The following is a 25,888-nucleotide window of genomic DNA, read 5'->3' as shown; positions in this document are numbered from 1 at the left end:
TGAAGGATAATGATTTGACGCAACATGGCGCGCCTCACGCGCCATGATAATAACGCAGGTTCTTTAGAGGGATGACAAATGGATCAATTACTTGAGCGTTTTCTCAGTTATGTGGCCGTAGAAACTCAGTCAAAACCGCAGGCGCGTCAGGTGCCCAGCAGTGAAGGGCAGTGGACGCTGGCGCGTCAGTTACAGGAAGAGCTGATTGCACTGGGATTTGTTGATGTGTCCCTGAGCGATCACTGCTGCGTGATGGGCACTTTGCCCGCCAACGTTGACTGGCCGACCCCGGTGATCGGCTTTATCTCGCATATGGATACGTCACCGGATTTCACCGCTAAAAACGTCAATCCGCAGATTATCGAAAACTACCGTGGCGGCGATATTGCGCTGGGCAATGGCGATGAAATCCTCTCGCCGGTGATGTTCCCGATTCTTCACAAATTGATTGGCCATACCCTGATCACCACCGATGGCAAAACCTTGCTGGGCGCAGATGATAAAGCGGGTATCGCTGAAATCATGACGGCGATGGCGCGTCTGGTGAAAGAGGATATTCCGCACGGTGCGATTCGTGTGGCGTTTACCCCTGATGAAGAGATTGGTCGCGGCACCTCTCATTTCGATGTTGAAGGTTTTGCAGCGGACTGGGCGTATACCATTGATGGCAGCGACCTCGGCGAATTTGAATTTGAAAACTTCAATGCGGCTACCGCGATGGTGAAAATCACCGGCAATAACGTGCACCCCGGCAGTGCGAAAAACGTCATGGTGAATGCACTGGATCTGGCAATGCGTTTCCACGCCGAGCTGCCCGCCAAAGAAAAACCGCAGTTCACCGACGGTTATGAAGGCTTTTTCCATCTGCATACCATCAAAGGCACGGTTGAGCATGCCGAGTTAATGTATTTGATTCGTGATTTCGACGCCGACAGTTATGAACAGCGTAAACAGCTGCTGGAAGAGATTGCTGCGCGCGTTGGGAAGGGGCTGCAGGCTGAATGCTCAGTGAAAGTAGAGATTAGCGACAGCTACCGCAATATGCGTGAGAAAGTTGAGCCACATCCGCAGATTATTGAGCTGGCGCTGCAGGCCATTCGTGATTGCGGTATCGAGCCAGTGGTGAAGCCGATTCGCGGTGGCACCGACGGTTCTGCGCTATCGTGGAAAGGTTTGCCGTGTCCGAACCTGTTCACCGGCGGCTATAACTACCATGGTAAACACGAGTTCGCGTCATTAAATGTAATGTCGCAGGCGGTGGATGTGATTGTGCGCTTATCTGCGCTGGCAGCAGAGAAGAAATAATATGAAAAAGGCCTGCTAAGCAGGCCTTTTATCAACATCTTACGTGGCGGCGCAGTCAACAGCGTCTCTGTCGCGGCTAAAACCTGTGGTAAATCGCGCCGTGATAAAGAGGCGCGATTTTAGCGCAACAGATTACTCACCAAAGAACCAGTAGCCGCTGTTCACCAGCGCCGCAAGCTGAGCCAGCAGCGACGGATCGTCCAGCGCATCGCCGAAATCTTCCAGCGTTAACACCTGATTGTGTGCCAGTGCCGCCAGCACTTCCGGGTGGCTGCACGCCACGCGCTCGCCATTCACAAACACCGCATCGCCCAGCGTTAACACGCGCAGGCCACCAAGACGTGTCAGCGCATCGCCTTGCTGCAGCGCATCGTAAATCTCATCAGGCTGATACGGCGGCTCAGGAGGTGCGATATCCAGTTCGTGACGTGTCTGTGAGATAAACTCACCAAACCACTGATTAAACTGTTCTGGCTGATTAATGACATCCAGCATTACCTGACGAATTCCTTCCACTTCAGAAGGCAAAATCTGTGACGGGCAATGACGCGACGGCACATCCGGATCGCTGAAACGATAGCTGCCTAATTCGTGCGCCAGCATGTAATCAGCGAAGCCACTGATCAATTCACGACCGTTAGGTGCACGGAAACCGACCGAATAGTTGATGGCATTTTCCAGCGAATAGCCTTCATGCGGGAATCCTGGTGGAATGTACAGAATGTCGCCGGGTTCCATCTCTTCATCGATGATGGCGTCAAACGGCTCAACCTGCAGCAAATCGGGATGCGGGCAGTGCTGTTTCATCGGCACTTTTTCGCCTACGCGCCAGCGACGACGGCCGGTGCCCTGAATGATAAACACATCATACTGGTCGAAGTGCGGGCCTACGCCGCCGCCCGGAACGGCAAAAGAGATCATCAGATCGTCAATGCGCCAGTCAGGCAGGAAGCGGAACGGGCGCATCAGGGCAGCAGAAGGTTCATGCCAGTGATTAACCGCCTGCACCAACAGCGACCAGTTGCTCTCGCCGAGATGATCATAGCTTTCAAACGGACCATGGCTAACCTGCCATTTGCCGTTGTTATGGCTCACCAGGCGGCTGTCCACCTCGTTTTCCATCGCCAGACCCGCCAGCTCATCAGGAGAAATGGGATCAATGAAGTTTTTAAAACCACGCTTGAGCACCACCGGACGTTTTTGCCAGTAGCGCTGAATAAAGTCGGGCCAGTTAATATCGAGCTGATAGTCCATACGAGTGTTCCGGTTAGGGCCATGAATGCAGGCAAGTATAACAGCCCGCAGGCCTTTCTACTCGCGGTGATGTTCAACTTCCTGACGCTGGAAAATCACTTCCATGCGGGCACCGCCTAGTGGGCTGGTGCTGGCGATCACCTTACCGGCGTATTGTTCGAGGATGTCGCGGACCACGGCTAAGCCAAGGCCCTGGCCGGGACGTAACGTATCGGCACGCTGACCGCGCACGAAGATCAGATCGCGTTTGCTTTCAGGAATGCCGGGGCCGTCATCATCAATAAACAGATGCAGTGCCTTGTCGGTTTGTCGTGCGCTGACCTCAATAAATTCCAGGCAGTATTTGCAGGCGTTATCCAGCACATTGCCCAGCACTTCCATAAAGTCATTTTGGTCGCCGATAAAGGTCAACTCGGGGGAGATATCCAGGGTGATTTCGACACCTTTGCGCTGATAAACCTTATTCAGCGCCGAGCAAAGGCTATCCAGTAGTGCCGACACCGAATGCAGATCGCGCTGCAGCGGATTATGATCGGCTTGCATACTGGCTCGATGCAGGTAGTAGCCAATTTGTTGTGAAATACGGCTAATCTGCTCCAGCATCACCGGCTCGGCCTGCTCCACGGTGAGCTCCTTGCCGCTGCGCAGGGAGCGCAAGGTACTCTGCAACACCGCCAGCGGGGTTTTCAGGCTGTGCGTTAAATCAGACAGGGTGGTGCGATAACGCGTGTAGCGCTGGCGCTCATTGGTCAGCAGCAGGTTGAGATTTCGCACCAGGCTGCGCAACTCCTGCGGTGGATTGTCATCCAGATTCTCGCGATGACCCGTTTCCAGTTCACGCACCTGCGCGGTTAAGTCACCAATAGGGCGCAGGCTCCAGTGCGCGGCCAGCCACAGCAGGGGAATCACTAATAGCAGGTTTGCTGCCAGCACATAGCTAAACCATGACCACACCACATCCGAGTGCTGCAGTTCCTGAGGGATGGAATCCACCACGACGATGGTCAGTGCCGGTAAGTTGGTGGTGGCATCGTAACGGTTGACGGCGACCGAGTGGGTAAAGGTGTCGTTGTTGTCGCTGTCCAGTTGATGTAACCGCTCTTTGACCTCGGAGTTGTTGCCGATGGCGGCCAGACTGGTGCGATTTGTGGTGTCAATTTCATAAAAATCGGGCTTGAGCAGCCACTCACGCCGAATGTTTTTGCGGATGTCAGGCACATCACGCTGCTGCCACAGCAACTTGCCGTGTTCATCGTAGATGAACACCAGCGTCGGGAAATTGAGCGTCATACGCTCTGGCTGGGCAATGGTCAGCTTATTGTTTTGCCATTGCGCCAGAGTGAAGAACAGGTTGCTCTCGCCGCGCATCACGCGATAGGTGTTTTTATCGAAACTCACCACATAGCCGACTACGGCAACCATGCCGTAGGAGAGCGACAGAAACAGGACAATAGCGGCAGTCGCCAGTAAAAACCGGGCGCGTAATGAGAAAGGACGTAAGCGATTCAGCCAATTCATAAATCAGAGATCAAAGCGATAGCCCTGGCCGCGCACGGTGTTAATCACTTCGGTCGGATGGAGCGCAAGAATCTTTTTACGCAGGCGCCCCATCAAAACATCAATGGTGTGGCTCTCGCGCAGTTCGGCATCGGGATAGAGTTGCAGCATCAGCGAATCTTTGCTGACCACTTTTCCGGCGTTGCGGATCAAGGTTTCTACAATGGTGTACTCAAAGGCGGTGAGTTTGACCGGTGCATCATTGACGGTGACTTCGCGACGTGACAGATCAACCTGGAACGGCGGCATCGCAATGATCTGCGAAGCGTGTCCACTGTTGCGACGCATCAGCGCCTGCAAACGTGCAGCGACTTCTTCGATATGGAAAGGTTTGGTGACGTAGTCATCGGCACCGGCTTCGAGTGCTTCCACTTTAGCCTGCCAGCCTTCACGTGCCGTCAACACCAGAATCGGTTGACGCACAGCATCACCGCGCCAGCGACGAATCAACGACATGCCATCTTCATCAGGCAAGCCTAAATCGACCAGCGCAATGTCGGGAATGTGTTCCTGCAGGAAATAGTCGGCTTCTTTGGCATCTTCGGCAGCATCCACCTGATGACCCATTTCACGTAACTGCACGGCGAGATGATGACGCAGCAGTGCATTATCTTCCACAACCAGAACACGCATAGAATTTCCTTACCTTCAAACTCAGTGATGATGGCAAGAGTATATGTTAAGCGAGCTAAACAAGAGAACAACACTTGATTGTCATCGTTTGAACGACAGCAGCAAAAAGCGGTGAGCATTCATTCCGGACGCAGGCAACAAAGGATTGATGTACTTGCCGATTTGCTGGTGCTCGACTGTCTGAGGGAAAGGGTAGGGTGTGCGCACAGGCACACCCTTCATGATTATTTTAAATCATCAACCATCTGAATGGCGCGGCCGAGATAGTTGGCCGGTGTCATCTGCTTAAGACGCACTTTCTCTTCTTCCGGCAGTTCAAGACTGTCGATGAAGGCCTGCATACCGGCTGCATCTACACGTTTGCCACGCGTCAGCTCTTTCAGCTTTTCGTATGGCTTCTCGATACCGTAGCGGCGCATCACGGTCTGGATCGGCTCGGCCAGCACTTCCCAGTTGTGATCCAGTTCGTCCAGCAGACGATCGCGGTTCACTTCCAGTTTAGAGATACCTTTCAACGTCGCCTGATAAGCGATCAGCGCATAGCCCACGCCGACGCCGAGGTTACGCAGTACGGTAGAGTCGGTGAGATCGCGCTGCCAGCGGGAAACCGGCAGTTTGCTCGCCAGGTGCTGCATCACCGCATTCGCCAGACCGAGGTTGCCTTCTGAGTTTTCGAAGTCAATTGGGTTCACTTTATGCGGCATGGTGGAAGAACCAATTTCGCCCGCGATGGTTTTCTGCTTGAAGTGATTGAGAGCTACGTAACCCCAGATATCACGGTCAAAGTCGATCAGGATGGTGTTGAAACGCGCGATGCAATCGAACAGTTCCGCAATGTAATCATGCGGTTCGATCTGAGTGGTGTACGGGTTCCAGGTAACACCCAGTGAGGTGACAAACTGCTCGCTCAGCTGATGCCAGTCCACTTCCGGATACGCAGCGATGTGGGCGTTGTAGTTGCCGACCGCGCCGTTGATTTTGCCCAGCACTTCGATTTTGCTCAACTGACGCAGCTGACGTTCCATACGGTAAGCGACGTTAGCCATCTCTTTACCCATAGTGGATGGCGTAGCAGGCTGGCCGTGAGTACGCGACAGCAGCGGGATATCGCGATACTCCTGCGCCAGACCTTTCACCGCATCGATGATTTTGTTCCAGAAAGGCACGATGACATCACGGCGAGCGGTTTCCAGCATCAGCGCGTGAGAAAGGTTGTTAATATCTTCAGAAGTACAGGCGAAGTGGATGAACTCGGATACCGCATGCAGCGCAGGGATATCGGCCACTTTCTCTTTCAGGAAGTACTCAACCGCTTTAACGTCGTGGTTGGTGGTGCGTTCGATGGTTTTAATGCGCGCCGCGTCTTCTTCGCTGAAATTGGCGACAATGGCATCAAGGAAAGCGTTTGCGTCAGCATCAAATGCAGGAACTTCCTTGATCTCTGCGGTCGTAGCCAGTTTCTGTAACCAGCGAACTTCAACCTCAACGCGGAATTTCAGCAAACCGTATTCGCTGAAAATGGCGCGCAGCGGGCTGACTTTATCGCCATAACGGCCATCGACAGGTGAGACGGCGGTCAGAGAGGATAATTCCATCAGTGCAACTCCTGAATCGTTAACAAATTAGGGCAGGGTGGCGCTTAATACGCCGGGCCCAACCGGGATAAAATGGTTTTGGCTTCACGCAGCAGACGCTGGCGCGAGAACATTAGCTGCAGGCGGCCACCGCCAACCTGCTGCCACAACACAGCGGCACGAATGCCTGCCAGCAAGGTAGCGCGTACTTTGCTTTGTACCTGAGAATTCTGTAATACCTGCGGCGAACCGGTGACCTGAATGCGCGGACCCAGTGGGCTAATGACATCGACATAAATCCCTGCCATGGCACTGGTGATGGTTTCAGATTCCAGCTCGTAATGCGCGAGTTGGCGATCAAGCTGCGCAATACGCTGAGAAAGGGTGTTCAGCGCCGCGTTGTTGCCGTGCAATTTGCGCTCCAGCACCATCATACTCAGGGTGTAACGTGTCAGTTCGGCCCCGGCACCCTGGCGGCTGCCGCTGTTCAACACCGCCATCAGCGATTCCAGACCGAGATGCAGATTCGCTTCATCATTGCCAAAGACCGCCAGCGTCGAGCCGGGGTTCAGATCCAGCAGGCTGCGCAGCGACACGGTTAATGCGGCATTGTTGCAACTGCCCTGGTGCGCTAATTGCTGCACCAGATGCGCGGACTGACAAATACCCGCCAGCGCGAGCGTTATCTCATAATAGTTCTTAGCCACGCTTAACTCCTGTCATCGCGTCGGCAGCGCCGACCTCAGGCTTCTGCCAGGGGCAGGCGCTGTTCAATAATGCCGCCGCCGAGGCAAACATCACCCAGATAAAATACGGCCGACTGGCCAGGCGTGACGGCCGCAACCGGCTCGTCAAAACGCACTTCAATACGCTCGGCATCGAGCGGGATAATTTCGCATGGAATATCGGTCTGACGATAACGGGTTTTCACCGTGCAGCGCAGCGGGGCCGTCATTGTTTGGCGATCGACCCAATCCAGTTGCTGAGCAATCAGACCCACAGACATCAGGCGTGGATGTTCCGCACCCTGAGCCACCACCAGACGATTGCGCGCCACGTCTTTGTCCACCACATACCAGGGATCGTCGTTGCTCTCTTTGCGACCACCAATACCCAATCCTTTGCGCTGACCCAGCGTGTGATACATCAGCCCCTGGTGCTCACCGACAATCTCACCCTCAACGGTTTCGATTTCGCCCGGTTGTGCAGGTAAGTAACGACCAAGGAAGTCGCGGAATTTGCGCTCGCCGATAAAGCAGATGCCGGTCGAGTCTTTCTTCTTCGCGGTGATCAAATCCAGTTTTTCAGCGATACGGCGCACTTCAGGCTTCTCCAGTTCACCCACCGGGAACAGGCTTTGCGCAATCTGTTCATGGCTCAGGGTGTAGAGGAAGTAACTCTGATCTTTATTGCCGTCGAGACCGCGCAGTAACTGGCTGGTGCCATTCACATCGGCGCGGCGCACATAGTGACCGGTGGCGATGAAGTCTGCCCCGAGATCTTCAGCCGCGAATTCCAGGAAGGCTTTAAATTTGATCTCTTTATTGCACAGAATATCGGGGTTAGGCGTGCGGCCCGCTTTGTACTCTTCCAGGAAGTGTTCGAACACGTTATCCCAGTACTCAGCCGCGAAGTTGATTTTGTGCAGTTTAATGCCGAGTTTGTCACACACGGCTTGAGCGTCAGCCAGATCATCAGCGGCGGTGCAATACTCCTCGCCGTCGTCTTCCTCCCAGTTCTTCATGAACAGGCCTTCAACCTGATAGCCCTGCTGTTGCAGTAACCAGGCGGATACGGAAGAATCGACGCCGCCGGACATCCCGACGATCACTTTTTTCTGGCTGTTGTCAGACATGACGCACTCTTAATTACGATAAAAACAGGCGGCGCATTCTATCATGCCGAAGCCGGGCGCGCACCTTCGTGAAACGGCCATTGGAACGGCGCCACCAGTTGCAGCGGATAACGTGCGCCTTGCTGCCACAATCGTACACTCTCAGCGACCAGCGGTGAACGCAGGCGATTCGCCGTCAGAATCTGCTCTGGCGGCAGCCACCAGCAGCAATCGATGTCGCGATCGTGCGGGGACGTCTCGCATTTTTCTGGCAGATCGAGGCCAAACAGGAAACGCACAAAAGGTGTATCGTCAGGCGCGATCCACTGCTGCACACCGAGGAAATACTCAGGTTGAGCGTCAATGCCGGTCTCTTCAAACAACTCACGCTGCGCCGCTTCTAAAATCGTTTCATTGGCTTCGAGATGACCCGCCGGCTGATTCCAGGTAATGCGTCCGTGAACACGCTCTTCAACCACCAGCAATTCGCCTTGTGCCTGCACAATACAGGCTACGGTTACATGAGGTTTAAACATCCTTCCTCCGAAATTGTTAACTAAAAGTTATTGAAAAGTCGTGATCTAAACGTTGGCACTGACATCGCGCCACTCTCCCAGGGCTAAATCGTTCAGTTGATATTTGCCCATGGCAAAGCGAATCAGGCGTAAGGTGGGAAAACCAATATGCGCCGTCATGCGCCGCACCTGACGGTTACGTCCTTCGTACAGGGTGATTTTCAACCAACTGGTCGGGATCGCTTTACGCTCGCGGATCGGCGGCTGGCGCGGCCACAGCCACTCTGGTTCAGTGACTAATTCCACGCCAGCAGGCAGCGTGGGTCCATCATTGAGGGTGACGCCGTTGCGTAACAGGGATAAATCTGATTCCTGTGGTGCACCTTCAATCTGCACATAATAGATTTTTCCGGTGCGCTTTCCGGGCTGCGTAAGTTGCGCCTGTAGCGCGCCATCGTTGGTCAGAATCATCAAACCTTCGCTGTCGCGATCGAGGCGGCCGGCGGCATAAACGTCGCTAACCGGCACGAAATCCTTGAGCGTGCGGCGTCCCGCTTCATCACTGAACTGCGGTAAAACATCGAAAGGTTTGTTAAAGAGTATGACGCGTCGCGGTCCTTTTGGACGTGTGTCACGGCGCACGGGCTGGCGTGCTGCGGTGTTTGGACGCTTATCCTGGTGAATTCGTTGAGAAGTTTTTCGCATGGGCTTTGCAGTCAGAAACAATCGGCGCATTATAACGCGAAACTGCGGTGATTGGCGTAGCGGAAATATTCAAGTAGTATTGACCCGCATCTTACAAATCATTAACAAAAAATCGCTCGAAGGAGAGGTTGATGGAAAGCAAAGTAGTTGTTCCGGCGGAAGGTCAAAAAATCACCCTGGTTCAGGGCAAACTCACTGTTCCGAATAACCCAGTCATTCCTTACATCGAAGGTGATGGCATCGGCGTTGATGTTTCCCCTGTTATGCTGAAAGTGGTTGATGCCGCTGTGAAGAAAGCCTACAACGGCGAGCGCAAAATTTCCTGGATGGAAATTTATACTGGTGAGAAATCAGTAGAACTTTACGGCCAGGACGTCTGGCTGCCGCAAGAAACCCTCGATTTAATCAAAGAGTACCGCGTTGCCATCAAAGGCCCACTGACTACGCCAGTTGGCGGCGGTATTCGTTCTCTGAACGTGGCGCTGCGTCAGGAGCTGGATCTGTACGTGTGTCTGCGTCCGGTTCGCTACTACACCGGCACCCCAAGCCCGGTTAAACGCCCAGAAGATACCGACATGGTGATCTTCCGTGAGAACTCAGAAGATATCTATGCGGGTATCGAGTGGAAAGCGGGCACGCCAGAAGCGGACAAAGTGATCAAGTTCCTGCGCGAAGAGATGGGCGTGAAGAAAATTCGCTTCCCAGAACAGTGTGGTATCGGCGTGAAGCCGTGCTCTGAAGAGGGCACTAAACGTCTGGTGCGTGCTGCGGTTGAGTACACCATCACCAACGATCGTGATTCTCTGACCCTGGTTCACAAAGGCAACATCATGAAGTTCACCGAAGGCTCATTCAAAGACTGGGGCTACCAGTTGGTGAAAGAAGAGTTCGGCGGCGAGCTGATCGATGGCGGTCCATGGATGAAGTTCAAGAATCCAAACACTGGCAAAGAGATCATCGTTAAAGACGTGATCGCTGACGCCTTCCTGCAGCAGATCCTGTTGCGTCCAGCAGAATACGACGTTATCGCCTGTATGAACCTGAACGGTGACTACATCTCTGATGCCCTGGCGGCACAGGTTGGTGGTATCGGTATCGCACCTGGCGCGAACATCGGTGACGAGTGCGCACTGTTCGAAGCAACCCACGGTACGGCACCTAAGTACGCTGGCCAGGATAAAGTGAACCCAGGTTCCGTTATCCTGTCCGCAGAAATGATGCTGCGTCATATGGAGTGGTTCGAAGCCGCAGACCTGATTGTTAAAGGCATGGAAGGCGCTATCGCTGCTAAGACCGTGACCTATGACTTCGAGCGTCTGATGGATGGCGCTAAACTGCTGAAATGTTCAGAGTTTGGTGACGCGATCATCGCGAACATGTAATTTCTGCCAGCCAGAAATTGAGACGGGAGCCTATGGCTCCCGTTTTTTTATGCGCTAAGTTAATCGGCCTGCTGTTCAACAGATTTGGCGGATGACGCATGCTGCTGCGACAAGCGCCAGAAATCATTGCCGCCCGGATGCTGATACATGCGCAGGCCAAACTGGCCGACAATCGCATAGATATATTCGAAGATCGCTGACTGCGAGTTCTCATACTCCACCCAAAATATCGACGAGGTGAAGCAATAGACTTCTACCGGTAAACCTTCCGGCGAGGGCTTCATGGTGCGCACCACGATATACATATCCTGCTTAATATCATCGCGCTGCGACAGCCACGCGGTGAGATATTTGCGGAACACCGTCAAGTTGGTCATGCCGTTTTCGGCAAACCAGCGGTCACCCACGGCATTGCTGTCACGGCCATCCATTAACGCTGACAGCTGCTCGTTAACACCGCGAATCTGGCTCATCTGCTGAATGAGTTCGTGATCGAGAAAGCGAATCGACATTTGGTCGAGGTGGAAGCTACGCATAATACGGCGCGCGCCGGAGGAGAACATCGCCTGCCAGTTGGTATAGGTTTCGGTGAGGAAGTTTTTCGTCGGGATGCGTGACAAAGTGTTATCCCAGTTACGCAGCGTAATGGTGTGCAGTGCAATATCAATCACTTCGCCGCTAATGCCTTTATCCGGCATCTCAATCCAGTCACCAAGTTGCAGCACATCGTTGGATGACACCTGAATATTCGCCACCAGCGACATTAAGGTGTGCTGGAACACCAACATCAATACCGCAGCAACCGCACCCAAACTCGAGATAATAATCACTGGCGATTTATTCGACATAATGGCCAGAATCATGATAGCCGAAATAATGTGCACCAGGATCTTGCCGACCTGAATATAGCCCTTGATCGAGTGATTCTTACGCTTTGATTTGCGGGAGTAGGAGTTGTTAACAATCTCCAGCACTTCTGTGAAGAACAGCGACAGATAAACAAAGAACAAAATGCCGCAGATAGTCTTAATAGCAATCAGCAGATGCTCGGGCAGATCTGGCATAAACTGCAGCAGGTAATAGACCGTGATCACCGGAATAAAGTTTGAGAGCTTTTCAGATAGCCGCACATCTTTATCAAGTGGAACCTGTTTTTTGTGTGTGCTGAAGAAGACCTTGCGCACCACCTTTACCACAAAGAATTTGCAGATCAGATGCGTCACCATCCCCGCGATCACCAGCAGCAGCAAGCTAAAAGTGGTGGATAGCAGGGTGTTACTCTCAATAAATTTCTGGATATCGCTTAAATAATTCATATTCACAACATGCCTGACAACGTTGGCGGGGATTCAATCACAAACTGTGATCATACTGTATGCGACAAGTGCGCAATTTCTTAACGGCGGTTCGCGCCTGACAATACATTTCGCAAAACTTTGAAACAGATAGCATCCATGAACCCTTCGTCGTGCCTTTTCTGGCAAAACCCGCTATGTTCTGCGCTTCAGATTCTGGAGGTGGTATGCAAGGTGTCATCAAATTCGTTAAGGGCTGGTTGCTGTTTTCGCTGCTGTGGGGCATTTTCATGTGGTTCACTTCGTGGCAGGCGCACGGTGAGGCCATCAGTATGGTGGTGGTGAAAAGCTTGTACGCTGGATTGATTTATCAGGCATTGATGACCATGGTGGCGCGCTTCAAAGCACGCCGTTCGCAAGCCTGATTGCTCACATCTTCCCACACAGCTTTGCGCAGCACTGACGCTAATTTGCACTCTGTCAGGCAATCTGGCCCGACTCAAAACAGTGTGGGTGGAAGTGAAGATGGCAAAGACGTCATTAGCCGCGTGGTTCTTTTTACTGGTGTCATTTGGCAGCTGTGCGCAATTACCTGACGTGCCAGTGAATATCACTGTGCACCAGGGGCGTCATCTGGATGTGAATAACAGCACGGCTGATGTGGCAGAGACGCCGGATGAACATATTCAGGAAAGGTTGGATGAGGCCGGTCATCATCAATAAGCGTTGGGGCCAGAAAGGCCCCCCTTCGCCGCTTATTTCCTGCCCAGCAGGAAACCGACAATAATGCCGATGCTGGCCGCTACCGCCAGGCCAGTTGCCGGATTATCACGTACCGATTTGACCACGCAATCTGCTGCATCCTGCACAGCATAACTGGCTTGCGCGGGATAACGACGCGCGGCACCTTTAGCCTGATGTTTGCGAGAGCCGGTCCATTCCCCGATTTTTTCTTCAACTGCGCCCGCTGCTTCATTCAATTTTGCTTCCGCTTTATCAGTCATGATGACTCCCTGCTGGTTGTGAATATTACGATTCAGCGTAGTCACAGATTTTCAGACCAGCAACCCGCAGGCCAACGAGGTTGTAACAGTGGTTTGCAGGATTGTTGAACTCTGTCCAGGCTTAAACGAAGTAGCAGGCCTTTTGATTTGCGGAAATCAGGCCGTGTCACACCAGGAGGAGAGATGAAACGTGATGTATTAAATGAAGACGATTACGATGAAGTGTGTCGGGTCATTGGCGACGCGGTGATTGTCCTATCCGAATGTGGCCACGAAACTAAACGCGCTGAAATCACCGATTTATTGCAGCGAACCCGCCATCATCGCGCGCATGATGAACGCGACGAACAGCGGATGCTGGAGCATGCGATTCGTCTGGTCAAACCCTAATCCCTAAGGGTGTCACGAGACGCCCTTAGGGATTGCCGCGATAAGCCGGATACCAGGTCACCAAAAAATGGCGAAGATGATCGAAACACCACTCGGCATCGTCGGCTTGCTGACAATAATAGCGAACGGTGACTTTCTCATAGCGCATATGACGCTGATGCAAAGGTGACCAGCCCCAATCCAGCACGGCGCGGGCGTAATTGACCAGGGTGCCGCTCTGCATGTTGTGCTGCTTCTCTTGTCGGCTCAGATAGAGTTCAAATGCCTGATCCAGACTTTGCGTCTCCTCACTGCTGCCACTCGATAGCGCCGGGCGTAATGCCACATCGATAAATCCGCACACGCCGTCATCACGCTGCTGCCAGTCACAGGCTAAGGTCATAAATACCCCCTCCTGCAAATTCACCTCTTCCAGTAAACGCCGTAAATTTTCGGAATGTTTACCCGCTGAGATTTCGTCGATGCGATCGGTCTGCAGCGTGAGGTCAAATCCACAAGGATTCACCGAACCATCCGCGTTGGTGGAAGCGGGGAAGGGGAAATCGATGTAGCCGTTATTGTCCAGACTCTTTTCCATAGTACAGGTCCGCAGCGTGAGGAAGCCTGACAATAAACCATCTTTCCCGGCTAAGCACGTTTAAGGGCACGTCCAGGTAATCATGGTGTTCTGATAAGGGTTGATCAGACGGAATTGCTTATCTGACAGCCGCTGAGCGGTGAAGCCCTCAGGCGTCACGGCAGAAGGGACATACTGGAAACGATCGCTGGAGTGCAATGTGCCACTTTTCACCGCCACGCCATCACGCGTGACCGTAAAGGCATTCACCAAATCGAAGATGCGCGCCTGCGTCTGCCCCATTGATTGTCCATAAATGGTCGCGACTTCGCCCGGGCAGTCGACACCTTTGGGCGTGGAGCTGCAACCAGCCAATAATAAAAGGGTGAGTACTACCGTGATTCGCAACATGATCCTGTCCTGGTTCGATTCCTTGTTTGCAGTGGCCCGTCAATGCCCACTGATATGCTGATCATAGCAGGTCTGGCACCGCTTCCCATTTGTCATTTGCTTAATCGTTAAGCGGTAAGAATGTAAAGGGGTGACTTTGGTAGCAGATAAACGTTATTCTTGCCAGCGTTGCGCATCAGGTAAGCAAAACAAGGGCAAATCTATGAAAGAAGAAGAAGCCAGTTTAATGATTCTTCAGCACGCGATTGATAAATTAGAAGCCGACAAAAAAAAGCAGGTAATGAACTGTGTAGCGGCCATACAAGAAGTGATGCAAGGCTTCGATCCGGAAGATGCGGGTCTGGCGTTAATGTTAGTCGCCGCACAGGTTGCAGCAGAGTAATCCCTTTCGGTCATTCCTTCCCCATCCGTTTGCGATGGAAATCCATGCAATATAGCTGCTGCTCAGTCGATATCGGCTGATGCGCAGCGATTGTTCTGCACAGATTAATCTTTCTCCTGGTTCACATTACTGCGCGCTGTGCTAAACCTGACAATGAATCTAAAAGGAGGATGAGATGAAAAAGACATTGCTTTTAATTGGTACTTTTAGCCTCGGCCTACTGCTGGCGGGCTGCGCATCCGATCACGTCATGCACACCACCGATGGGCAAACCATTGTGGTGCAGGGTAAACCTAAAGTGGATGAAGATACCGGCATGATTACTTACAAAGATATTGATGGTAAAGAACAGCAGATAAACCGTAATCAAATCAAAGATATGAACTCGGTTAACTAACGTTTCCTTTACCCTTCTATCCTTGCAGGCCCGTACTCAACGGGCCATTATTCGTTTTAACGCTTTTTTCTGTGTTACGCTTCTCTGCATAAAATCCAACGAAATCATCATCTAACCTCAGCGGAGATCCAATGAAGGCGATAGCTATTGCCGTTGGCTTAATGGCGTGCCATATCGCGCCGGCCTGGAGCGAAACCGAATTTCAAATTACCTGTCCGGGGCGCCCGACCATGACGGTATCGCGTGCGGAATACGGTTTAAGTACGCTGATGTGGCCAACACGTCATTTTCAAATTGCAGCAGGGCAACAGCGCACGCGTTTGCAAGGCGGTGATAAAGTGGCGATCACGCGTTTTCGTAATGGCGATCAGCTGATTGTGAACAAAAACAATGACGATACGTTCTTTGTCTATGCCGATAGCGATAAACTCATCCCCTGCAATCGCACCGAAAAACGCGATGCGGAAATTCTTTCGCTGGAACGTTACGACGATAGCCAGCGCCCCAATTCATAGTTGCCAGTCAAAGGAGAAGACGATGCAATTAAGCGTAACCGACACCGTTACCGCAGAGGATCTGGATGATGTTCGTCTCGGCCTCACCGAATATAACAGCCGCTTTATCGATCCCAGTGAGATGCAGGCGATTGGCGTCTTCATTAAGGATGCTTCTGGTCGCAAGCTGGCCGGGTTGACCGGTTCCACCTTTGGTAACTGGCTGCGCATCGACCTGCTATGGGTCGGCGATGCGTTACGTGGGCAGGGCGCTGGTACACAGTTGATTCAGGCCGCCGAAACAGAAGCCCGCGCCCGTGGTTGCCTTTATGCGCAGGTTGATACGGCCAGTTTCCAGGCGCGCCCGTTCTATGAAAAGATGGGCTACACCTTACGCTTTAGCCTCGATAATTATCCGCGTCTGCATCAGCGTCATTACCTCAGTAAATCGCTGTAACTAGATTAGTGGCTGCTGGCGTAAATCCAGCGGCGATTGCTCTGCCTCATCAATCGCCGCCAGCCAACTCTGCAAATCGACTTTGGCCCATGATAAGTGACCACGCGTGGTACTCATCAGCACGACATCCGGGCGCAGCGCGCGGTACAGCTCCAGTGATTGCTGTAACTCCAGCGGATTACTCTCCGGTACCAACACGCTGATCCAGCGGTTGTAGTCACAGGTCAAGGTATCGCCAACGAACAGATAGGTCTGGCCCAGCGGGGAGTGATAAAGGTAACTGCAGCTGCCCGGCGTGTGGCCGGGTGTGGGCAGCAGATGGAAATCACCAAAGTGGCTTTCCTGCTGAATGAAGGTCTCATCAGGTTCGACAATCAGACTGACCGGCCCCAGTGAACGGCTGTGACAGTAGAGCGCACTGTTAAAACGCTGCTGGATCGCCACGGCGCCGGGCGCGGCTTCATGCCAGTGGGTGAGGTAGTGGCGAATCACCCCGCCCGCATCATTGAGAAACTCATGATCGAGCGGATGCTCGACACGGCCGATGACCAGATTGCCGCGCGGATGGCGCAGCATAAAGCCATGCATCATTAAATCTTGCGCCGTCTCTTCGGCGGGAAATTCCGGGGTGGAGATCCACAAATCTTCGTACAGTGGCTTCAATGTCGGTCTCCTGCGGCAAAACGTTAGCGCAATGTCGGGTGGCCGGTGAAGGCAAGCTGTGCTTCGCCCTGTTCAAGCTGTAAGGTGGCGCTGGCACCCAGCGGCAGCGTGACGGTGTCGGCATCGTGGCCAAACGCCAGTTCGCTGATCACCGGTAGCTGATATTCATCGCGGATGCGTTGCCATACGCTGGCAAAATCGAAACCATTGTCATAAGCCGACAGTGACGTGCTGGTGAAACTGCCGGTGATGATCGCCCGCTGGCGCGCCAGAATGCCGCTCTGTTGCAGTTGAATCAGCATACGCTCTATGCGGAAAGGATGCTCATTCACATCCTCGATCACCAAAATGCCGTTTTCAATTTGTGGCATCCAGGGTGTGCCGATCAGGGAGCAGATCATCGCCAGATTGCCACCCCACAAGGTCCCTTGCCAGCGTCCCGCATCCGGGCTGTGGGTCTGCCAGCCTATATTGACTGTAGGAGAAGAGAGCGCCTGCCAAAAGTGTGACAGGGTAAATTCGGATAATGCCTCTGCGCCGAAGTTGCCGGCCAGCATCGGGCCGCTGAAGGTCACCAGCCCGGTTTGCGCCAGTAACGCCAGTTGAATCGCGGTGAAATCACTGTGTCCACAAAGCGCGATAGGTTGATTGAGCAGCCGGCGCTGCAGAGCGACATAATCAATCTGATCCAGCAAACGCGAGGCACCGTACCCACCGCGCACCGCCAGCACAATATCGGGCAGCGTGCTCAGTGCTGCCAGCTGGTTCACATCATTCAACCGTTCCCCGTCTTCGCCCGCAAAACGCTGGAAGCGGCGTGTAATCGCTGATAAGTTGTCCAACTGATGTCCCTGAGCCTGTAAACGACTCACTGCACGTTGGGCCGCATCCTGATTATGGCAATAGCCGGAGGGGGCGATTAGACGAATAGATCGGGGGGAAAGCATAGCGTTCATCCTGATTTAAAGTGGCCTGCCGATGATGGCGAAATCCGTTACCGATGTCACGGCAGCACAAGGTTTTTTACGTATTTAGGATAAACGGTAATTTTGCATTGCGCTGCGCCAGGTATGATAGCTTGCGCCAACTCTATTGCGGAACCAAAAATCAGTGAAAATTCGACTACTTATGCTATCTGCGCTGTTGCTCGCGGGCTGTGCCAGTGAGCCAGAAAAAACGGTCGTGCCAGAGAAAAATACGCCATTAACCCAGGCACCACCGTCGAAAGTGAATGATGCATGGTCAATGTTTACCGAAGATGCCGCCAGTCATTATGGCGTTGATGAGAAGTTAATCAGCGCCATTATTAGTGTCGAATCCGGGGGCAATCCCACCGTTACCAGCCGTTCAAACGCGGTAGGGTTGATGCAGATTAAAGCCTCAACGGCGGGGCGTGCGGTGTATCGCACTCAGGGACGTCACGGTCAGCCGACGTCTTCGGAATTGCGCGATCCAGCGAGAAATATCGATATCGGTGCGGCATATCTCAAGCTGCTGCAGGATTCTGAGTTGGCCGGTATTCGAAATCCACTCACGCTGCGTTATGCCACCATCGTTTCTTACGCCAACGGTGCTGGTGCGTTGCTGCGCACCTTCTCACGGAATCGCGATCGGGCGATTGCGATGATCAACTCGATGACGCCGGACGAATTCTATCAGCATGTGCAGGATAAACATCCGGCGGCACAGGCACCACGTTATCTGTGGAAGGTCACAACGGCCTACCGAACCATCGGATAAGTCGGCTTTGCGAAGCGCGGCTCGTCAGGGCCGCGCCTTAAAGCAACCTGTTAAATCGGTCATTCCATCAGCAATCGTGCGGTGGGATAATCCACAATCAGCACTTTCACATATCCACCGCGCAACGCTCCGCGAATCGCCAGGGCTTTCTCTTTGCCGCCCGCCAGTGCCACCACTTGCGCACACTGTTTAACCTGCGCCAGCTCCATGCCAATCACCGGATCTTCCTCGGCGTTCAACACCGGTTTTCCGTCAGTATCAAAATAATGCAAACAGATATCGCCCACCGCACCGCGCTCGGCCAGCGTGCGCAGCATCTCGCCGTCATAGTAGTTGCCGGAATTGCGTAGCAGCGCGGAAGGCTCAAGATCGCCAATGCCGACAATCGCCAGATCCACTTGATCAAACTTTTCCAGCACCACGGCCACGTCTGGGTTTACTGATAAGCGTTGACGATCCTGCACTGAATGCTCAATCGACTGCGACGGCAGCAACCAGGCCGGACAATCCAGTAGCGCCGCAAGATTCTGCGTCAGGATGGTGGCCTGCACGTTGCCGTTCGCACCCACCCCACCAAGCAGCTGGATCACGCCTTTGCAGGGCGCACTCAGCGGATGCAACGCGTCCACCATCGCGCGAATGGTGCCACTCCATGATGAAATGCCGATCAGTTCATCGGCGCGCAGGCGGGTTTCCAGATAGTGCGCCGCTGCTGAGCCAATCGCCTGTTTAATTTGCAGCGCGGAAGCCTGATCCGGCACATCGACCACAATCACCTGTGGTAGCTGATACTGCTGCTCAATCGCCTTCTCCAGTTCGGGATAGACATTGGCGGGTGGCACCACGCTGATTTTCACTACGCCTTCTTTCACGCTGCGATTGAGGATGCGTGACACAAAGGATTGCGACAGCTTCAGCAGTTGCGCAATATCGGACTGCTTCATGCCTTCCACATAATAAAGCGTGGCGATTTTTACCATCAGCCGCTGTTCGTCCTGTTTTGCCATGGTTTTTCTCTCTCTTAACCTGCCTGGTATTGTTAATCAGGCTGTCATAAATAACAACGCAGAACATTTTGTGATCGTTTTCGCTTTTTCAGGATCGCGCGATGGACGAGTTCAGGAAGCCAGCGCATAGTCATTATGCATATAAAATCGCAATTGAATATATATTCAAGCGGAGAAAAATCAATGAAAGCTTCTGTCCTCAAAATGACCCTACTGGCTTCACTGATGTTAGCTTCAGCGGCAACGCTGGCGGCAGAAAAGGGCTTGATTGCTATCATCACGCCTTCTCACGATAACCCGTTCTTTAAAGCTGAAGCCGATGGCGCGCAAGAGAAAGCCAAAGCGCTCGGTTACACCACGCTGGTGGCCTCGCACGATGATGACGTGAACAAACAGAACCAGCTGATCGAAACCGCCATCGCGCGTAAAGCCAAAGCGATCATTCTGGATAACGCCGGTGCTGACGCCACCGTTGGCCCGGTGCAAAAAGCCAAAGATGCCGGAATCCCCACCTTCCTGATTGACCGCGAGATCAACAAAACCGGCGTCGCCGTGGCGCAGATTGTCTCTAACAACTATCAGGGCGCGCAGTTGGGCGCAGAGAAGTTCGCTAAGTTGCTGAACGGCAAAGGCGACTACGTTGAGCTGCTGGGCAAAGAGTCGGACACCAACGCGGGCGTGCGCTCACAGGGCTATCACGACGTGCTGGATGACTATCCCGATATGAAGATGGTGGCGCAGCAGAGTGCCAACTGGAGCCAGACCGAAGCCTTTAGCCGCATGGAAACCATTCTGCAGAAAAATCCCAACATTGTCGGGGTGATTTCCGGGAATGACACCATGGCGCTGGGGGCAGAAGCCGCGCTGAAAGCCGCCGGTAAAACCAACGTAATTGTGGTGGGCTTTGACGGCAGCGATTACACGCGCGATTCCATCATCAATAAAGGCAACATCAAAGCCACGGTGCTGCAGCCGGGCTGGGATCAGGCACAAATGGCGGTTGAGCAGGTGGATTACTACCTTAAAAACGGCAAAGCGCAAAAAGAAGAGAAGCAGCTGATGGATTGCGTGCTGATCGACGACAGTAACGCCGCGAAGCTGAAAAACTTCAACCTGGCGAAATAAGACGGAGGTCGGCATGAAGGGAAAAGCAGCAACCGGGCTGATGGTTGGGCTCTTATCGCTGATATTGACCGCCTGCACCGTGGTGGATCTCGATGCAAACGGCAATCCCATCATGCCGAAAGATCCGAATGCCAAACCCGGCTATAGCAACCAGACGCCACAGCAGATCGCCGAATCGAGCTGGGCCAGCCGGGTACAGCAACCGGCTGAGAAGCAGGCGCTGAGCTGGGCGGATATGGAAACCAAAAGTCATATCGTCAAGGCCGGGGGCAGCGAAAGCGTGTTTGTGCGTGCCGGAGGAACCGTCACCGCCTTTGATAACAGCAACGAACGCGAACGCAGCCTGACTGTCACCATCAATGGCAAACCGGTCAAGGTGTTGATTGGGCCGGTACTGCGCAGTAATGCAATTCGTGATGCGGCGGGCTATCGCTTTGAAGAGTTCACCAATCAGGTGCAATACGCACAGCTGACTAAAGCGTTGAATCGTCATGCCGTTCAGCAACTACCGCCGGTGGATGCCAGTTGGGTCGGCAAACCGGTGCAGGCGCTGTTAGCCGTCAGTATGGAGCCGAATCAGGTGAATGACGTGGTGGCGATTCAGTTGCAGCAAGGGAATCCATGATGAGCGATGAAATCATCCTGCAGGCCAAACAGATGTCGATGTTGTTTCCGGGCACCCTGGCGCTGGACCGTGTCGATTATCGCGTGTGGCGCGGCAAAGTGAACGTCATCATCGGTGAAAATGGGGCAGGTAAATCCACGCTGATGAAGATCCTCGCCGGGGTGCAGCAGCCCACCAGCGGCGAAATGTTCCTTAACGGCGAAAAAGTGGTGTTGAGCAGTACGCGAGACGCCGCCCGCCACGGTATCGGCATGGTGCATCAGGAACTCAACCTGTTCGAAAACCTCAGCGTGGCGGAGAACATCTTTCTGGGACGGGAAATCCAGCGCGGCATCAGCCCGATTAACGAAGCTGAACAGAAGCGACGCACGGCTGCGTTATTGCAACGTCTCGACCAGCCAATTTCACCGGACGAGATGGTCGGCAACCTGAAAGTGGGTCAGCAGCAGTTGGTGGAAATTGCCAAAGCGCTGGCAGAAAACGCCGACATCTTAATTCTGGATGAGCCGACCTCGGCGTTGAGCAAAACCGAAGTGGAGATCCTGTTCCGGGTGATCCGCGAACTGACGCGGCAGGGGGTTTCCATCATTTATATCTCACATCGGCTGGAAGAGCTGATGGCGATTGGCGATGTGATCACCATCCTGCGCGACGGTCGCTTTCAGGCGGAAGCGAAGGTCAGCGACATCGATGTGCCGTGGATCGTGCGTGAAATGCTCGGCAGCGAACCGGTGAGTAACTTTCTGCCGCCTAATCGTCAGTTCGGGGCGGCGGTGCTGGAAGCCGAGCACATCACCTGTGTCAGTGTCCATGGCAATACACTGGTGGACGATGTCAGTTTCAATGTGCGCGCCGGGGAGATCGTCGGCATTTATGGCCTGATGGGCGCGGGGCGCACCGAGTTGTTTGAGTGCCTGCTCGGCAGCCAGCGCAACTATCTCGGCAAACTGTGGCTGGACAGTAAACCGTTACCCACACGCTTGCCAACGGCCGAACGTATTCGTATGGGCATGAGCCTGGTGCCGGAAGATCGCAAACGGGCCGGTATTTTCCCGGTCTCCTCTGTGGCCAGCAATCTCACCATTGCCAGCCTGTGGCGACGTTTATCGCATCGCACCGTTATCGCCGAACAAGCTGAACGCGAAGCGGTAAACAGTACGGTAGGCAATCTGGCCATCAAAATATCGTCACCCGACGTGGCGATCAGTGCGCTGAGTGGCGGCAACCAGCAGAAAGTGGTGATTGGCCGTTCATTGCTCACCAATCCACGTTTACTGCTGCTGGATGAGCCGAGCCGGGGCATTGATGTGGGTGCCAAAGCGGAAGTGTTTCGCATGATGGTGAAACTGTCAGAGCAGGGCATTGCCGTGGTGTTCTCCACCTCCGATTTAAAAGAAATTATGGCCGTCGCCGATCGCATTCTTGTGATGTCTGGCGGCAAGTTGACAGCTGACCTGCCGCGCGCGGAAGCGGAAGAGGCGGCGCTGGTTAGAGCAAGTGCACAGGGGTTCTGAGCATGAAAAACAATGGCGCAATGGCGCTCGCTTCGCCAGGTAAGGTTTTCAACTCGCGTGAAGGCATGATTCTGCTGCTGTTAAAACTGCGCACCTTTATCGCGTTGTTCCTCATCGTCGGCTTCTTTGCCATCACCGTGCCGGATTTCCTCGCCGTGGGTAGCATGGTGATCATGGTCAAACACATCGCCATCAATGCGTTTCTGGCGCTCGGCATCACCTTTGTGATTATCACTGCGGGAATTGATCTCTCCATTGGCGCCACGCTGGGCCTGTGCGGCATGATTGCCGGCTGGTTGATTACCAAAGGCATTGTGTTGCCGATGTTTGGCATCGCCATCTTTCCCAGCGTTTGGGTGATTGTGCCCGTGGTGTTAGTGGTGGGTGGACTGATTGGCGCGGTGAATGGCTGGATCATCACCAAATACAACGTGGCCCCGTTTATCTGCACGCTGGGCACCATGTACATCCTGCGCGGGGCGGCGATGCTGACCTCCGGCGGCGAAACCTTCCCCGGCTTGCAGGGCAATCCGCTGCTAGGTAACACCGGTTTCGACAAAATCGGTGCGGGGTATTTTCTCGGCTTACCGTGGGCGATCTGGATGATGGTGGTGCTGGCGCTGGTGATTGCCTATGTAGCACGTCGCCTGCCGTTTGGCCGTCAGGTGTATGCGATTGGTGATAACGAGCGTGCAGCGGAACTCTCGGGCGTCAAAGTGAAGTCGGTGAAAATCTGGGTTTACACCATTTCAGGTTTCTGTGCGGCGATTGCCGGCATTGTGGTCTCCTCGCAGCTGGTGGCCAGCCATCCGGCGAACGGCACCTCATTCGAGATGAATGCGATTGCGGCGGTCGTGCTGGGCGGTACTTCATTGGCTGGCGGGCGCGGCACCATTCTCGGCACGCTGGTAGGGGCATTTGTCATCGGTTTCCTCGCGGATGGTTTGATCATGATGGGCGTCAGCGAGTTCTGGCAAATGGTGATCAAAGGCATCGTGATTATCGTGGCAGTGATCATCGATCAAATGCAAAGCCGCATGCAGCAAAAGGCCGCCGTGGTGGCGCAGAAGGCATTGATTCAGGAAGGTGAGGCCAAAGGTTAATTGTTACCCGTCATAAGCCGAGCCGCAGGTGCGTCGGTTGCGCTTGCTCACCCCAGTCACTGACCTGAGTAAGCTCCTGGGGGATTGACGAGCTGGCCGCCTTCCCGCAACTCAGCTTATTCAGGGGAAAAATCCGGGTAAATTTTTTTACCTGCTTTGAATATATATTCAATAACGCTTTAAAATGCAGAGGTGTCTATGAATCCTTTCAAATATTCGGTGGCGGACCTGGCAGCGAAAGCGCGCGCTGTGCGTCGCCGCATCATCCAGCTCAATGCCGGTAGTCCGGCGGGTGGACATACCGGTGCCGATCTCTCTCAGGTCGAAATCCTGACGGCGCTCTATTTCCGCATCCTGAATTGCGCACCGGATCGCACTAACGATCCCCAGCGTGACATTTACATCCAGTCGAAAGGGCATGCGGTCGGCGGCTATTACTGTGTGCTGGCGGAGGCGGGTTACTTCCCAACCGAATGGCTGCCCACTTATCAGCATTCGGATTCACATTTGCCGGGCCATCCGGTGCGGCAGAAAACGCCGGGCGTGGAACTCAACACCGGTGCATTGGGCCACGGCTTACCGGTGGCGGTGGGTATTGCGCTGGCGGCGAAAAAAGACAACAGCGACCGCCGCATCTTTGTGGTCACAGGCGACGGTGAACTGGCCGAGGGCAGTAACTGGGAGGCCGCGCTGGTGGCGGCGCACTACAACCTCGATAACCTGGTGATCATCAACGACAAGAACAAACTGCAGCTGGCAGGGCACACGCGCGACATTATGAACACCGATCCGCTGCCGGATAAATGGCGAGCCTTCGGTCTGGAAGTCACTGAATGCAACGGTAATGACATGGCTTCCGTGGTGGAAACCATTGAAAACCTGCCACGTAACGGCAAACCGCAGGTGATTGTGGCGCATACCGAGAAAGGCTTTGGCATCTCCTTTATTCAGGGCAAACCAGAGTGGCATCACCGTGTGCCGAAAGGGGAAGAGATCGAACTGGCACTGGAGGAATTAAAAGATGAGTAATGCAAAACACCTGGCCACGGTGATGGTGGAAGCCTTTATTGACGCGGTAAATCGCGGTGTGGATTTGGTGCCGGTGGTGGCAGATTCCACCTCAACGGCAAAAATATCGCCTTTCATTAAGGCGTTTCCCGATCGGTTGGTGAACGTTGGCATTGCGGAACAAACCCTGGTGGGCACGGCGGCCGGTCTGGCAATCGGTGGAAAAGTGGCGGTGACCTGTAATGCAGCTCCGTTCCTGATTTCGCGCGCCAACGAGCAGGTAAAAGTGGACGTCTGTTACAACAATACCAACGTCAAACTGTTTGGCCTGAATGCCGGTGCCAGTTACGGCCCGCTGGCTAGCACCCACCACAGCATTGATGATATTGCGGTAATGCGTGGCTTCGGCAATATCGAGATTTACGCGCCATCCTGCCCGCTGGAGTGCCGCCAGATCATCGATTATGCCCTTGCGCATGTGGGGCCGGTTTACATCCGTCTGGATGGCAAGGACCTGCCTCAGCTGCACGATGAAAACTACCAGTTCCGTCCGGGCCAAATCGACGTGTTGCGTGAAGGCAACGACATCGTGCTGGTGGCGATGGGTTCCACCGTGCATGAGGCGGTGAGTGCGGCCGAGCAATTACAGGAACAGGGAATCAGCGCAGGTGTGATCGCCATTCCATCAATTCGTCCCTGCGATACCCAACGGCTGCAAGAGCTGTTAAAGCATTATCCGGCGGTGATCACCGTAGAGGAGCACAATGTTAACGGCGGCGTCGGCAGTCTGGTGGCCGAAGTGCTGGCTGAAGGCGGCTGCGGAATTCCGCTGTTACGTCTGGGCATCCCCGATGGTCAATACGCGATTGCTGGCGATCGTGCCTCCACGCGCGCGCATCATGGTATTGACGCCGCCAGCGTGGTGAAGAGTGCAGTGCGCATGTGTGCAGGAGCGTAA

General features: G+C 53.8%; 31 protein-coding genes. 16 read left to right on the top strand and 15 right to left on the bottom strand.

The window, feature by feature from the left end:
- Positions 1 to 78: 78 nt before the first annotated feature.
- Positions 79 to 1,305, top strand: coding sequence for a peptidase T (gene pepT / locus QMZ65_RS11320; protein ID WP_045813882.1), 1,227 nt, complete (start codon positions 79 to 81; stop codon positions 1,303 to 1,305).
- 132 nt (positions 1,306 to 1,437) lie between these two features.
- On the opposite strand, the gene QMZ65_RS11315 is transcribed toward pepT, so the two are convergent.
- The 8 genes from QMZ65_RS11315 to rluE form a co-directional block, all read right to left on the bottom strand.
- Positions 1,438 to 2,559, bottom strand: coding sequence for a ribosomal protein uL16 3-hydroxylase (locus QMZ65_RS11315; RefSeq protein WP_283215998.1), 1,122 nt, complete (start codon positions 2,557 to 2,559; stop codon positions 1,438 to 1,440).
- 57 nt (positions 2,560 to 2,616) lie between these two features.
- Complete coding sequence (gene phoQ / locus QMZ65_RS11310) at positions 2,617 to 4,077, bottom strand: two-component system sensor histidine kinase PhoQ (RefSeq protein WP_058962308.1); 1,461 nt, start codon at positions 4,075 to 4,077, stop codon at positions 2,617 to 2,619.
- Between the two features lie 3 nt (positions 4,078 to 4,080).
- Positions 4,081 to 4,749 carry a two-component system response regulator PhoP gene (phoP, locus tag QMZ65_RS11305; protein ID WP_034822036.1) on the bottom strand — a complete coding sequence of 223 codons (669 nt, stop codon included), beginning with the start codon at positions 4,747 to 4,749 and terminating at the stop codon, positions 4,081 to 4,083.
- Positions 4,750 to 4,973: 224 nt separating this feature from the next.
- Positions 4,974 to 6,344, bottom strand: a complete 1,371-nt coding sequence (gene purB, locus QMZ65_RS11300; protein WP_097119194.1) for an adenylosuccinate lyase — start codon at positions 6,342 to 6,344, stop codon at positions 4,974 to 4,976.
- 44 nt (positions 6,345 to 6,388) lie between these two features.
- Positions 6,389 to 7,030, bottom strand: coding sequence for a high frequency lysogenization protein HflD (gene hflD / locus QMZ65_RS11295; RefSeq protein ID WP_200571356.1), 642 nt, complete (start codon positions 7,028 to 7,030; stop codon positions 6,389 to 6,391).
- Between the two features lie 35 nt (positions 7,031 to 7,065).
- A complete protein-coding gene (gene mnmA / locus QMZ65_RS11290) occupies positions 7,066 to 8,178 on the bottom strand; it encodes a tRNA 2-thiouridine(34) synthase MnmA (protein ID WP_283215997.1) in 1,113 nt (370 codons plus the stop codon).
- A 41-nt stretch (positions 8,179 to 8,219) separates the two neighbouring features.
- Positions 8,220 to 8,693 carry an NUDIX domain-containing protein gene (locus QMZ65_RS11285; protein WP_097119197.1) on the bottom strand — a complete coding sequence of 158 codons (474 nt, stop codon included), beginning with the start codon at positions 8,691 to 8,693 and terminating at the stop codon, positions 8,220 to 8,222.
- Between the two features lie 45 nt (positions 8,694 to 8,738).
- Complete coding sequence (gene rluE / locus QMZ65_RS11280; RefSeq protein ID WP_236699797.1) at positions 8,739 to 9,377, bottom strand: 23S rRNA pseudouridine(2457) synthase RluE; 639 nt, start codon at positions 9,375 to 9,377, stop codon at positions 8,739 to 8,741.
- A 131-nt stretch (positions 9,378 to 9,508) separates the two neighbouring features.
- On the opposite strand from rluE, the gene icd reads away from it, so the two are divergent.
- Positions 9,509 to 10,759, top strand: a complete 1,251-nt coding sequence (gene icd, locus QMZ65_RS11275; RefSeq protein ID WP_038647536.1) for an NADP-dependent isocitrate dehydrogenase — start codon at positions 9,509 to 9,511, stop codon at positions 10,757 to 10,759.
- Positions 10,760 to 10,818: 59 nt separating this feature from the next.
- Here icd and QMZ65_RS11270 read toward each other — a convergent pair whose 3' ends face one another.
- Positions 10,819 to 12,075, bottom strand: coding sequence for a mechanosensitive ion channel family protein (locus tag QMZ65_RS11270; protein WP_283215996.1), 1,257 nt, complete (start codon positions 12,073 to 12,075; stop codon positions 10,819 to 10,821).
- A gap of 206 nt (positions 12,076 to 12,281) precedes the next feature.
- Here QMZ65_RS11270 and QMZ65_RS11265 point away from each other — a divergent pair, with 206 nt between their 5' ends.
- Together QMZ65_RS11265 and QMZ65_RS11260 are read left to right on the top strand one after the other, a co-directional pair.
- On the top strand, positions 12,282 to 12,479 hold the full coding sequence (locus QMZ65_RS11265) for a DUF6404 family protein (protein WP_283215995.1): 198 nt from the start codon (positions 12,282 to 12,284) through the stop codon (positions 12,477 to 12,479).
- 100 nt (positions 12,480 to 12,579) lie between these two features.
- A complete protein-coding gene (locus tag QMZ65_RS11260) occupies positions 12,580 to 12,777 on the top strand; it encodes a hypothetical protein (protein ID WP_038647530.1) in 198 nt (65 codons plus the stop codon).
- Positions 12,778 to 12,809: 32 nt separating this feature from the next.
- Here QMZ65_RS11260 and QMZ65_RS11255 read toward each other — a convergent pair whose 3' ends face one another.
- On the bottom strand, positions 12,810 to 13,058 hold the full coding sequence (locus QMZ65_RS11255) for a DUF883 family protein (RefSeq protein ID WP_034822005.1): 249 nt from the start codon (positions 13,056 to 13,058) through the stop codon (positions 12,810 to 12,812).
- Between the two features lie 183 nt (positions 13,059 to 13,241).
- Here QMZ65_RS11255 and QMZ65_RS11250 point away from each other — a divergent pair, with 183 nt between their 5' ends.
- Positions 13,242 to 13,448, top strand: coding sequence for a DUF2767 family protein (locus QMZ65_RS11250; RefSeq protein ID WP_211727793.1), 207 nt, complete (start codon positions 13,242 to 13,244; stop codon positions 13,446 to 13,448).
- 25 nt (positions 13,449 to 13,473) lie between these two features.
- On the opposite strand, the gene QMZ65_RS11245 is transcribed toward QMZ65_RS11250, so the two are convergent.
- Positions 13,474 to 14,025, bottom strand: a complete 552-nt coding sequence (locus QMZ65_RS11245; RefSeq protein WP_211727794.1) for a hypothetical protein — start codon at positions 14,023 to 14,025, stop codon at positions 13,474 to 13,476.
- Positions 14,026 to 14,085: 60 nt separating this feature from the next.
- Positions 14,086 to 14,415, bottom strand: coding sequence for a hypothetical protein (locus QMZ65_RS11240; RefSeq protein WP_034821995.1), 330 nt, complete (start codon positions 14,413 to 14,415; stop codon positions 14,086 to 14,088).
- Between the two features lie 202 nt (positions 14,416 to 14,617).
- On the opposite strand from QMZ65_RS11240, the gene QMZ65_RS11235 reads away from it, so the two are divergent.
- The 4 genes from QMZ65_RS11235 to QMZ65_RS11220 all read left to right on the top strand — a co-directional run bounded on the left by QMZ65_RS11235 (position 14,618) and on the right by QMZ65_RS11220 (position 16,145).
- On the top strand, positions 14,618 to 14,797 hold the full coding sequence (locus tag QMZ65_RS11235) for a hypothetical protein (protein ID WP_034821992.1): 180 nt from the start codon (positions 14,618 to 14,620) through the stop codon (positions 14,795 to 14,797).
- 175 nt (positions 14,798 to 14,972) lie between these two features.
- Positions 14,973 to 15,194, top strand: a complete 222-nt coding sequence (locus QMZ65_RS11230; protein ID WP_058962298.1) for a YgdI/YgdR family lipoprotein — start codon at positions 14,973 to 14,975, stop codon at positions 15,192 to 15,194.
- Between the two features lie 131 nt (positions 15,195 to 15,325).
- Entirely contained in the window at positions 15,326 to 15,709 is a 384-nt protein-coding gene (locus QMZ65_RS11225) for a hypothetical protein (RefSeq protein ID WP_034821987.1), read from the top strand.
- 22 nt (positions 15,710 to 15,731) lie between these two features.
- The gene (locus QMZ65_RS11220) at positions 15,732 to 16,145 is read left to right on the top strand and encodes a GNAT family N-acetyltransferase (RefSeq protein WP_038647520.1); all 414 of its coding nucleotides are present in this window, start codon (positions 15,732 to 15,734) and stop codon (positions 16,143 to 16,145) included.
- On the opposite strand, the gene QMZ65_RS11215 is transcribed toward QMZ65_RS11220, so the two are convergent.
- Complete coding sequence (locus QMZ65_RS11215) at positions 16,146 to 16,808, bottom strand: MBL fold metallo-hydrolase (protein ID WP_038647517.1); 663 nt, start codon at positions 16,806 to 16,808, stop codon at positions 16,146 to 16,148.
- A 23-nt stretch (positions 16,809 to 16,831) separates the two neighbouring features.
- Entirely contained in the window at positions 16,832 to 17,755 is a 924-nt protein-coding gene (ldcA, locus tag QMZ65_RS11210) for a muramoyltetrapeptide carboxypeptidase (protein WP_097119201.1), read from the bottom strand.
- Between the two features lie 163 nt (positions 17,756 to 17,918).
- On the opposite strand from ldcA, the gene emtA reads away from it, so the two are divergent.
- Positions 17,919 to 18,548: a membrane-bound lytic murein transglycosylase EmtA gene (gene emtA, locus QMZ65_RS11205; protein ID WP_075564066.1), complete on the top strand. Its 630-nt coding sequence runs from the start codon at positions 17,919 to 17,921 to the stop codon at positions 18,546 to 18,548.
- Between the two features lie 59 nt (positions 18,549 to 18,607).
- Here the strand turns inward: emtA and QMZ65_RS11200 are convergent, their stop codons facing one another.
- Positions 18,608 to 19,555, bottom strand: coding sequence for a sugar-binding transcriptional regulator (locus QMZ65_RS11200; RefSeq protein ID WP_283215994.1), 948 nt, complete (start codon positions 19,553 to 19,555; stop codon positions 18,608 to 18,610).
- A gap of 183 nt (positions 19,556 to 19,738) precedes the next feature.
- Here QMZ65_RS11200 and QMZ65_RS11195 point away from each other — a divergent pair, with 183 nt between their 5' ends.
- The 6 genes from QMZ65_RS11195 to QMZ65_RS11170 all read left to right on the top strand — a co-directional run bounded on the left by QMZ65_RS11195 (position 19,739) and on the right by QMZ65_RS11170 (position 25,888).
- Positions 19,739 to 20,680, top strand: a complete 942-nt coding sequence (locus tag QMZ65_RS11195; protein WP_034821972.1) for a D-ribose ABC transporter substrate-binding protein — start codon at positions 19,739 to 19,741, stop codon at positions 20,678 to 20,680.
- A gap of 13 nt (positions 20,681 to 20,693) precedes the next feature.
- Positions 20,694 to 21,305 (top strand): DUF2291 family protein, encoded by a 612-nt coding sequence (locus QMZ65_RS11190; RefSeq protein ID WP_097119203.1) that lies wholly within the window; start codon positions 20,694 to 20,696, stop codon positions 21,303 to 21,305.
- The gene (locus QMZ65_RS11185) at positions 21,305 to 22,819 is read left to right on the top strand and encodes a sugar ABC transporter ATP-binding protein (RefSeq protein WP_283216030.1); all 1,515 of its coding nucleotides are present in this window, start codon (positions 21,305 to 21,307) and stop codon (positions 22,817 to 22,819) included. The genes QMZ65_RS11190 and QMZ65_RS11185 overlap by 1 nt, the downstream gene beginning before the upstream one ends.
- A gap of 2 nt (positions 22,820 to 22,821) precedes the next feature.
- A complete protein-coding gene (locus QMZ65_RS11180; RefSeq protein ID WP_034821966.1) occupies positions 22,822 to 23,922 on the top strand; it encodes an ABC transporter permease in 1,101 nt (366 codons plus the stop codon).
- A gap of 198 nt (positions 23,923 to 24,120) precedes the next feature.
- Entirely contained in the window at positions 24,121 to 24,951 is an 831-nt protein-coding gene (locus QMZ65_RS11175) for a transketolase (protein ID WP_034821964.1), read from the top strand.
- Positions 24,944 to 25,888 carry a transketolase family protein gene (locus tag QMZ65_RS11170; RefSeq protein ID WP_097119205.1) on the top strand — a complete coding sequence of 315 codons (945 nt, stop codon included), beginning with the start codon at positions 24,944 to 24,946 and terminating at the stop codon, positions 25,886 to 25,888. The genes QMZ65_RS11175 and QMZ65_RS11170 overlap by 8 nt, the downstream gene beginning before the upstream one ends.

Origin of the sequence: Pantoea sp. EABMAA-21, from assembly GCF_030053335.1 — a bacterium.
Classification (GTDB): Bacteria; Pseudomonadota; Gammaproteobacteria; order Enterobacterales; family Enterobacteriaceae; genus Pantoea; species Pantoea communis.
The sequence above is the reverse complement of the archived record's forward strand: the minus strand, read 5'-3'. Positions and strand labels throughout refer to the sequence as shown.

Excerpts from the sequence above, each read along its gene's own strand:
- phoP (WP_034822036.1), bottom strand. The coding sequence starts at position 4,749 with ATGCGTGTTCTGGTTGTGGAAGATAATGCACTGCTGCGTCATCATCTC.
- pepT (WP_045813882.1), top strand. The coding sequence starts at position 79 with ATGGATCAATTACTTGAGCGTTTTCTCAGTTATGTGGCCGTAGAAACT.
- QMZ65_RS11230 (WP_058962298.1), top strand. The coding sequence starts at position 14,973 with ATGAAAAAGACATTGCTTTTAATTGGTACTTTTAGCCTCGGCCTACTG.
- QMZ65_RS11180 (WP_034821966.1), top strand. The coding sequence starts at position 22,822 with ATGAAAAACAATGGCGCAATGGCGCTCGCTTCGCCAGGTAAGGTTTTC.
- QMZ65_RS11195 (WP_034821972.1), top strand. The coding sequence starts at position 19,739 with ATGAAAGCTTCTGTCCTCAAAATGACCCTACTGGCTTCACTGATGTTA.
- QMZ65_RS11220 (WP_038647520.1), top strand. The coding sequence starts at position 15,732 with ATGCAATTAAGCGTAACCGACACCGTTACCGCAGAGGATCTGGATGAT.
- QMZ65_RS11250 (WP_211727793.1), top strand. The coding sequence starts at position 13,242 with ATGAAACGTGATGTATTAAATGAAGACGATTACGATGAAGTGTGTCGG.
- icd (WP_038647536.1), top strand. The coding sequence starts at position 9,509 with ATGGAAAGCAAAGTAGTTGTTCCGGCGGAAGGTCAAAAAATCACCCTG.
- QMZ65_RS11245 (WP_211727794.1), bottom strand. The coding sequence starts at position 14,025 with ATGGAAAAGAGTCTGGACAATAACGGCTACATCGATTTCCCCTTCCCC.
- QMZ65_RS11265 (WP_283215995.1), top strand. The coding sequence starts at position 12,282 with ATGCAAGGTGTCATCAAATTCGTTAAGGGCTGGTTGCTGTTTTCGCTG.
- mnmA (WP_283215997.1), bottom strand. The coding sequence starts at position 8,178 with ATGTCTGACAACAGCCAGAAAAAAGTGATCGTCGGGATGTCCGGCGGC.
- purB (WP_097119194.1), bottom strand. The coding sequence starts at position 6,344 with ATGGAATTATCCTCTCTGACCGCCGTCTCACCTGTCGATGGCCGTTAT.
- QMZ65_RS11175 (WP_034821964.1), top strand. The coding sequence starts at position 24,121 with ATGAATCCTTTCAAATATTCGGTGGCGGACCTGGCAGCGAAAGCGCGC.
- phoQ (WP_058962308.1), bottom strand. The coding sequence starts at position 4,077 with ATGAATTGGCTGAATCGCTTACGTCCTTTCTCATTACGCGCCCGGTTT.
- ldcA (WP_097119201.1), bottom strand. The coding sequence starts at position 17,755 with ATGCTTTCCCCCCGATCTATTCGTCTAATCGCCCCCTCCGGCTATTGC.
- QMZ65_RS11235 (WP_034821992.1), top strand. The coding sequence starts at position 14,618 with ATGAAAGAAGAAGAAGCCAGTTTAATGATTCTTCAGCACGCGATTGAT.
- QMZ65_RS11240 (WP_034821995.1), bottom strand. The coding sequence starts at position 14,415 with ATGTTGCGAATCACGGTAGTACTCACCCTTTTATTATTGGCTGGTTGC.
- QMZ65_RS11190 (WP_097119203.1), top strand. The coding sequence starts at position 20,694 with ATGAAGGGAAAAGCAGCAACCGGGCTGATGGTTGGGCTCTTATCGCTG.
- QMZ65_RS11225 (WP_034821987.1), top strand. The coding sequence starts at position 15,326 with ATGAAGGCGATAGCTATTGCCGTTGGCTTAATGGCGTGCCATATCGCG.
- QMZ65_RS11200 (WP_283215994.1), bottom strand. The coding sequence starts at position 19,555 with ATGGCAAAACAGGACGAACAGCGGCTGATGGTAAAAATCGCCACGCTT.
- QMZ65_RS11170 (WP_097119205.1), top strand. The coding sequence starts at position 24,944 with ATGAGTAATGCAAAACACCTGGCCACGGTGATGGTGGAAGCCTTTATT.
- QMZ65_RS11270 (WP_283215996.1), bottom strand. The coding sequence starts at position 12,075 with ATGAATTATTTAAGCGATATCCAGAAATTTATTGAGAGTAACACCCTG.
- QMZ65_RS11285 (WP_097119197.1), bottom strand. The coding sequence starts at position 8,693 with ATGTTTAAACCTCATGTAACCGTAGCCTGTATTGTGCAGGCACAAGGC.
- rluE (WP_236699797.1), bottom strand. The coding sequence starts at position 9,377 with ATGCGAAAAACTTCTCAACGAATTCACCAGGATAAGCGTCCAAACACC.
- QMZ65_RS11260 (WP_038647530.1), top strand. The coding sequence starts at position 12,580 with ATGGCAAAGACGTCATTAGCCGCGTGGTTCTTTTTACTGGTGTCATTT.
- QMZ65_RS11255 (WP_034822005.1), bottom strand. The coding sequence starts at position 13,058 with ATGACTGATAAAGCGGAAGCAAAATTGAATGAAGCAGCGGGCGCAGTT.
- QMZ65_RS11185 (WP_283216030.1), top strand. The coding sequence starts at position 21,305 with ATGAGCGATGAAATCATCCTGCAGGCCAAACAGATGTCGATGTTGTTT.
- QMZ65_RS11315 (WP_283215998.1), bottom strand. The coding sequence starts at position 2,559 with ATGGACTATCAGCTCGATATTAACTGGCCCGACTTTATTCAGCGCTAC.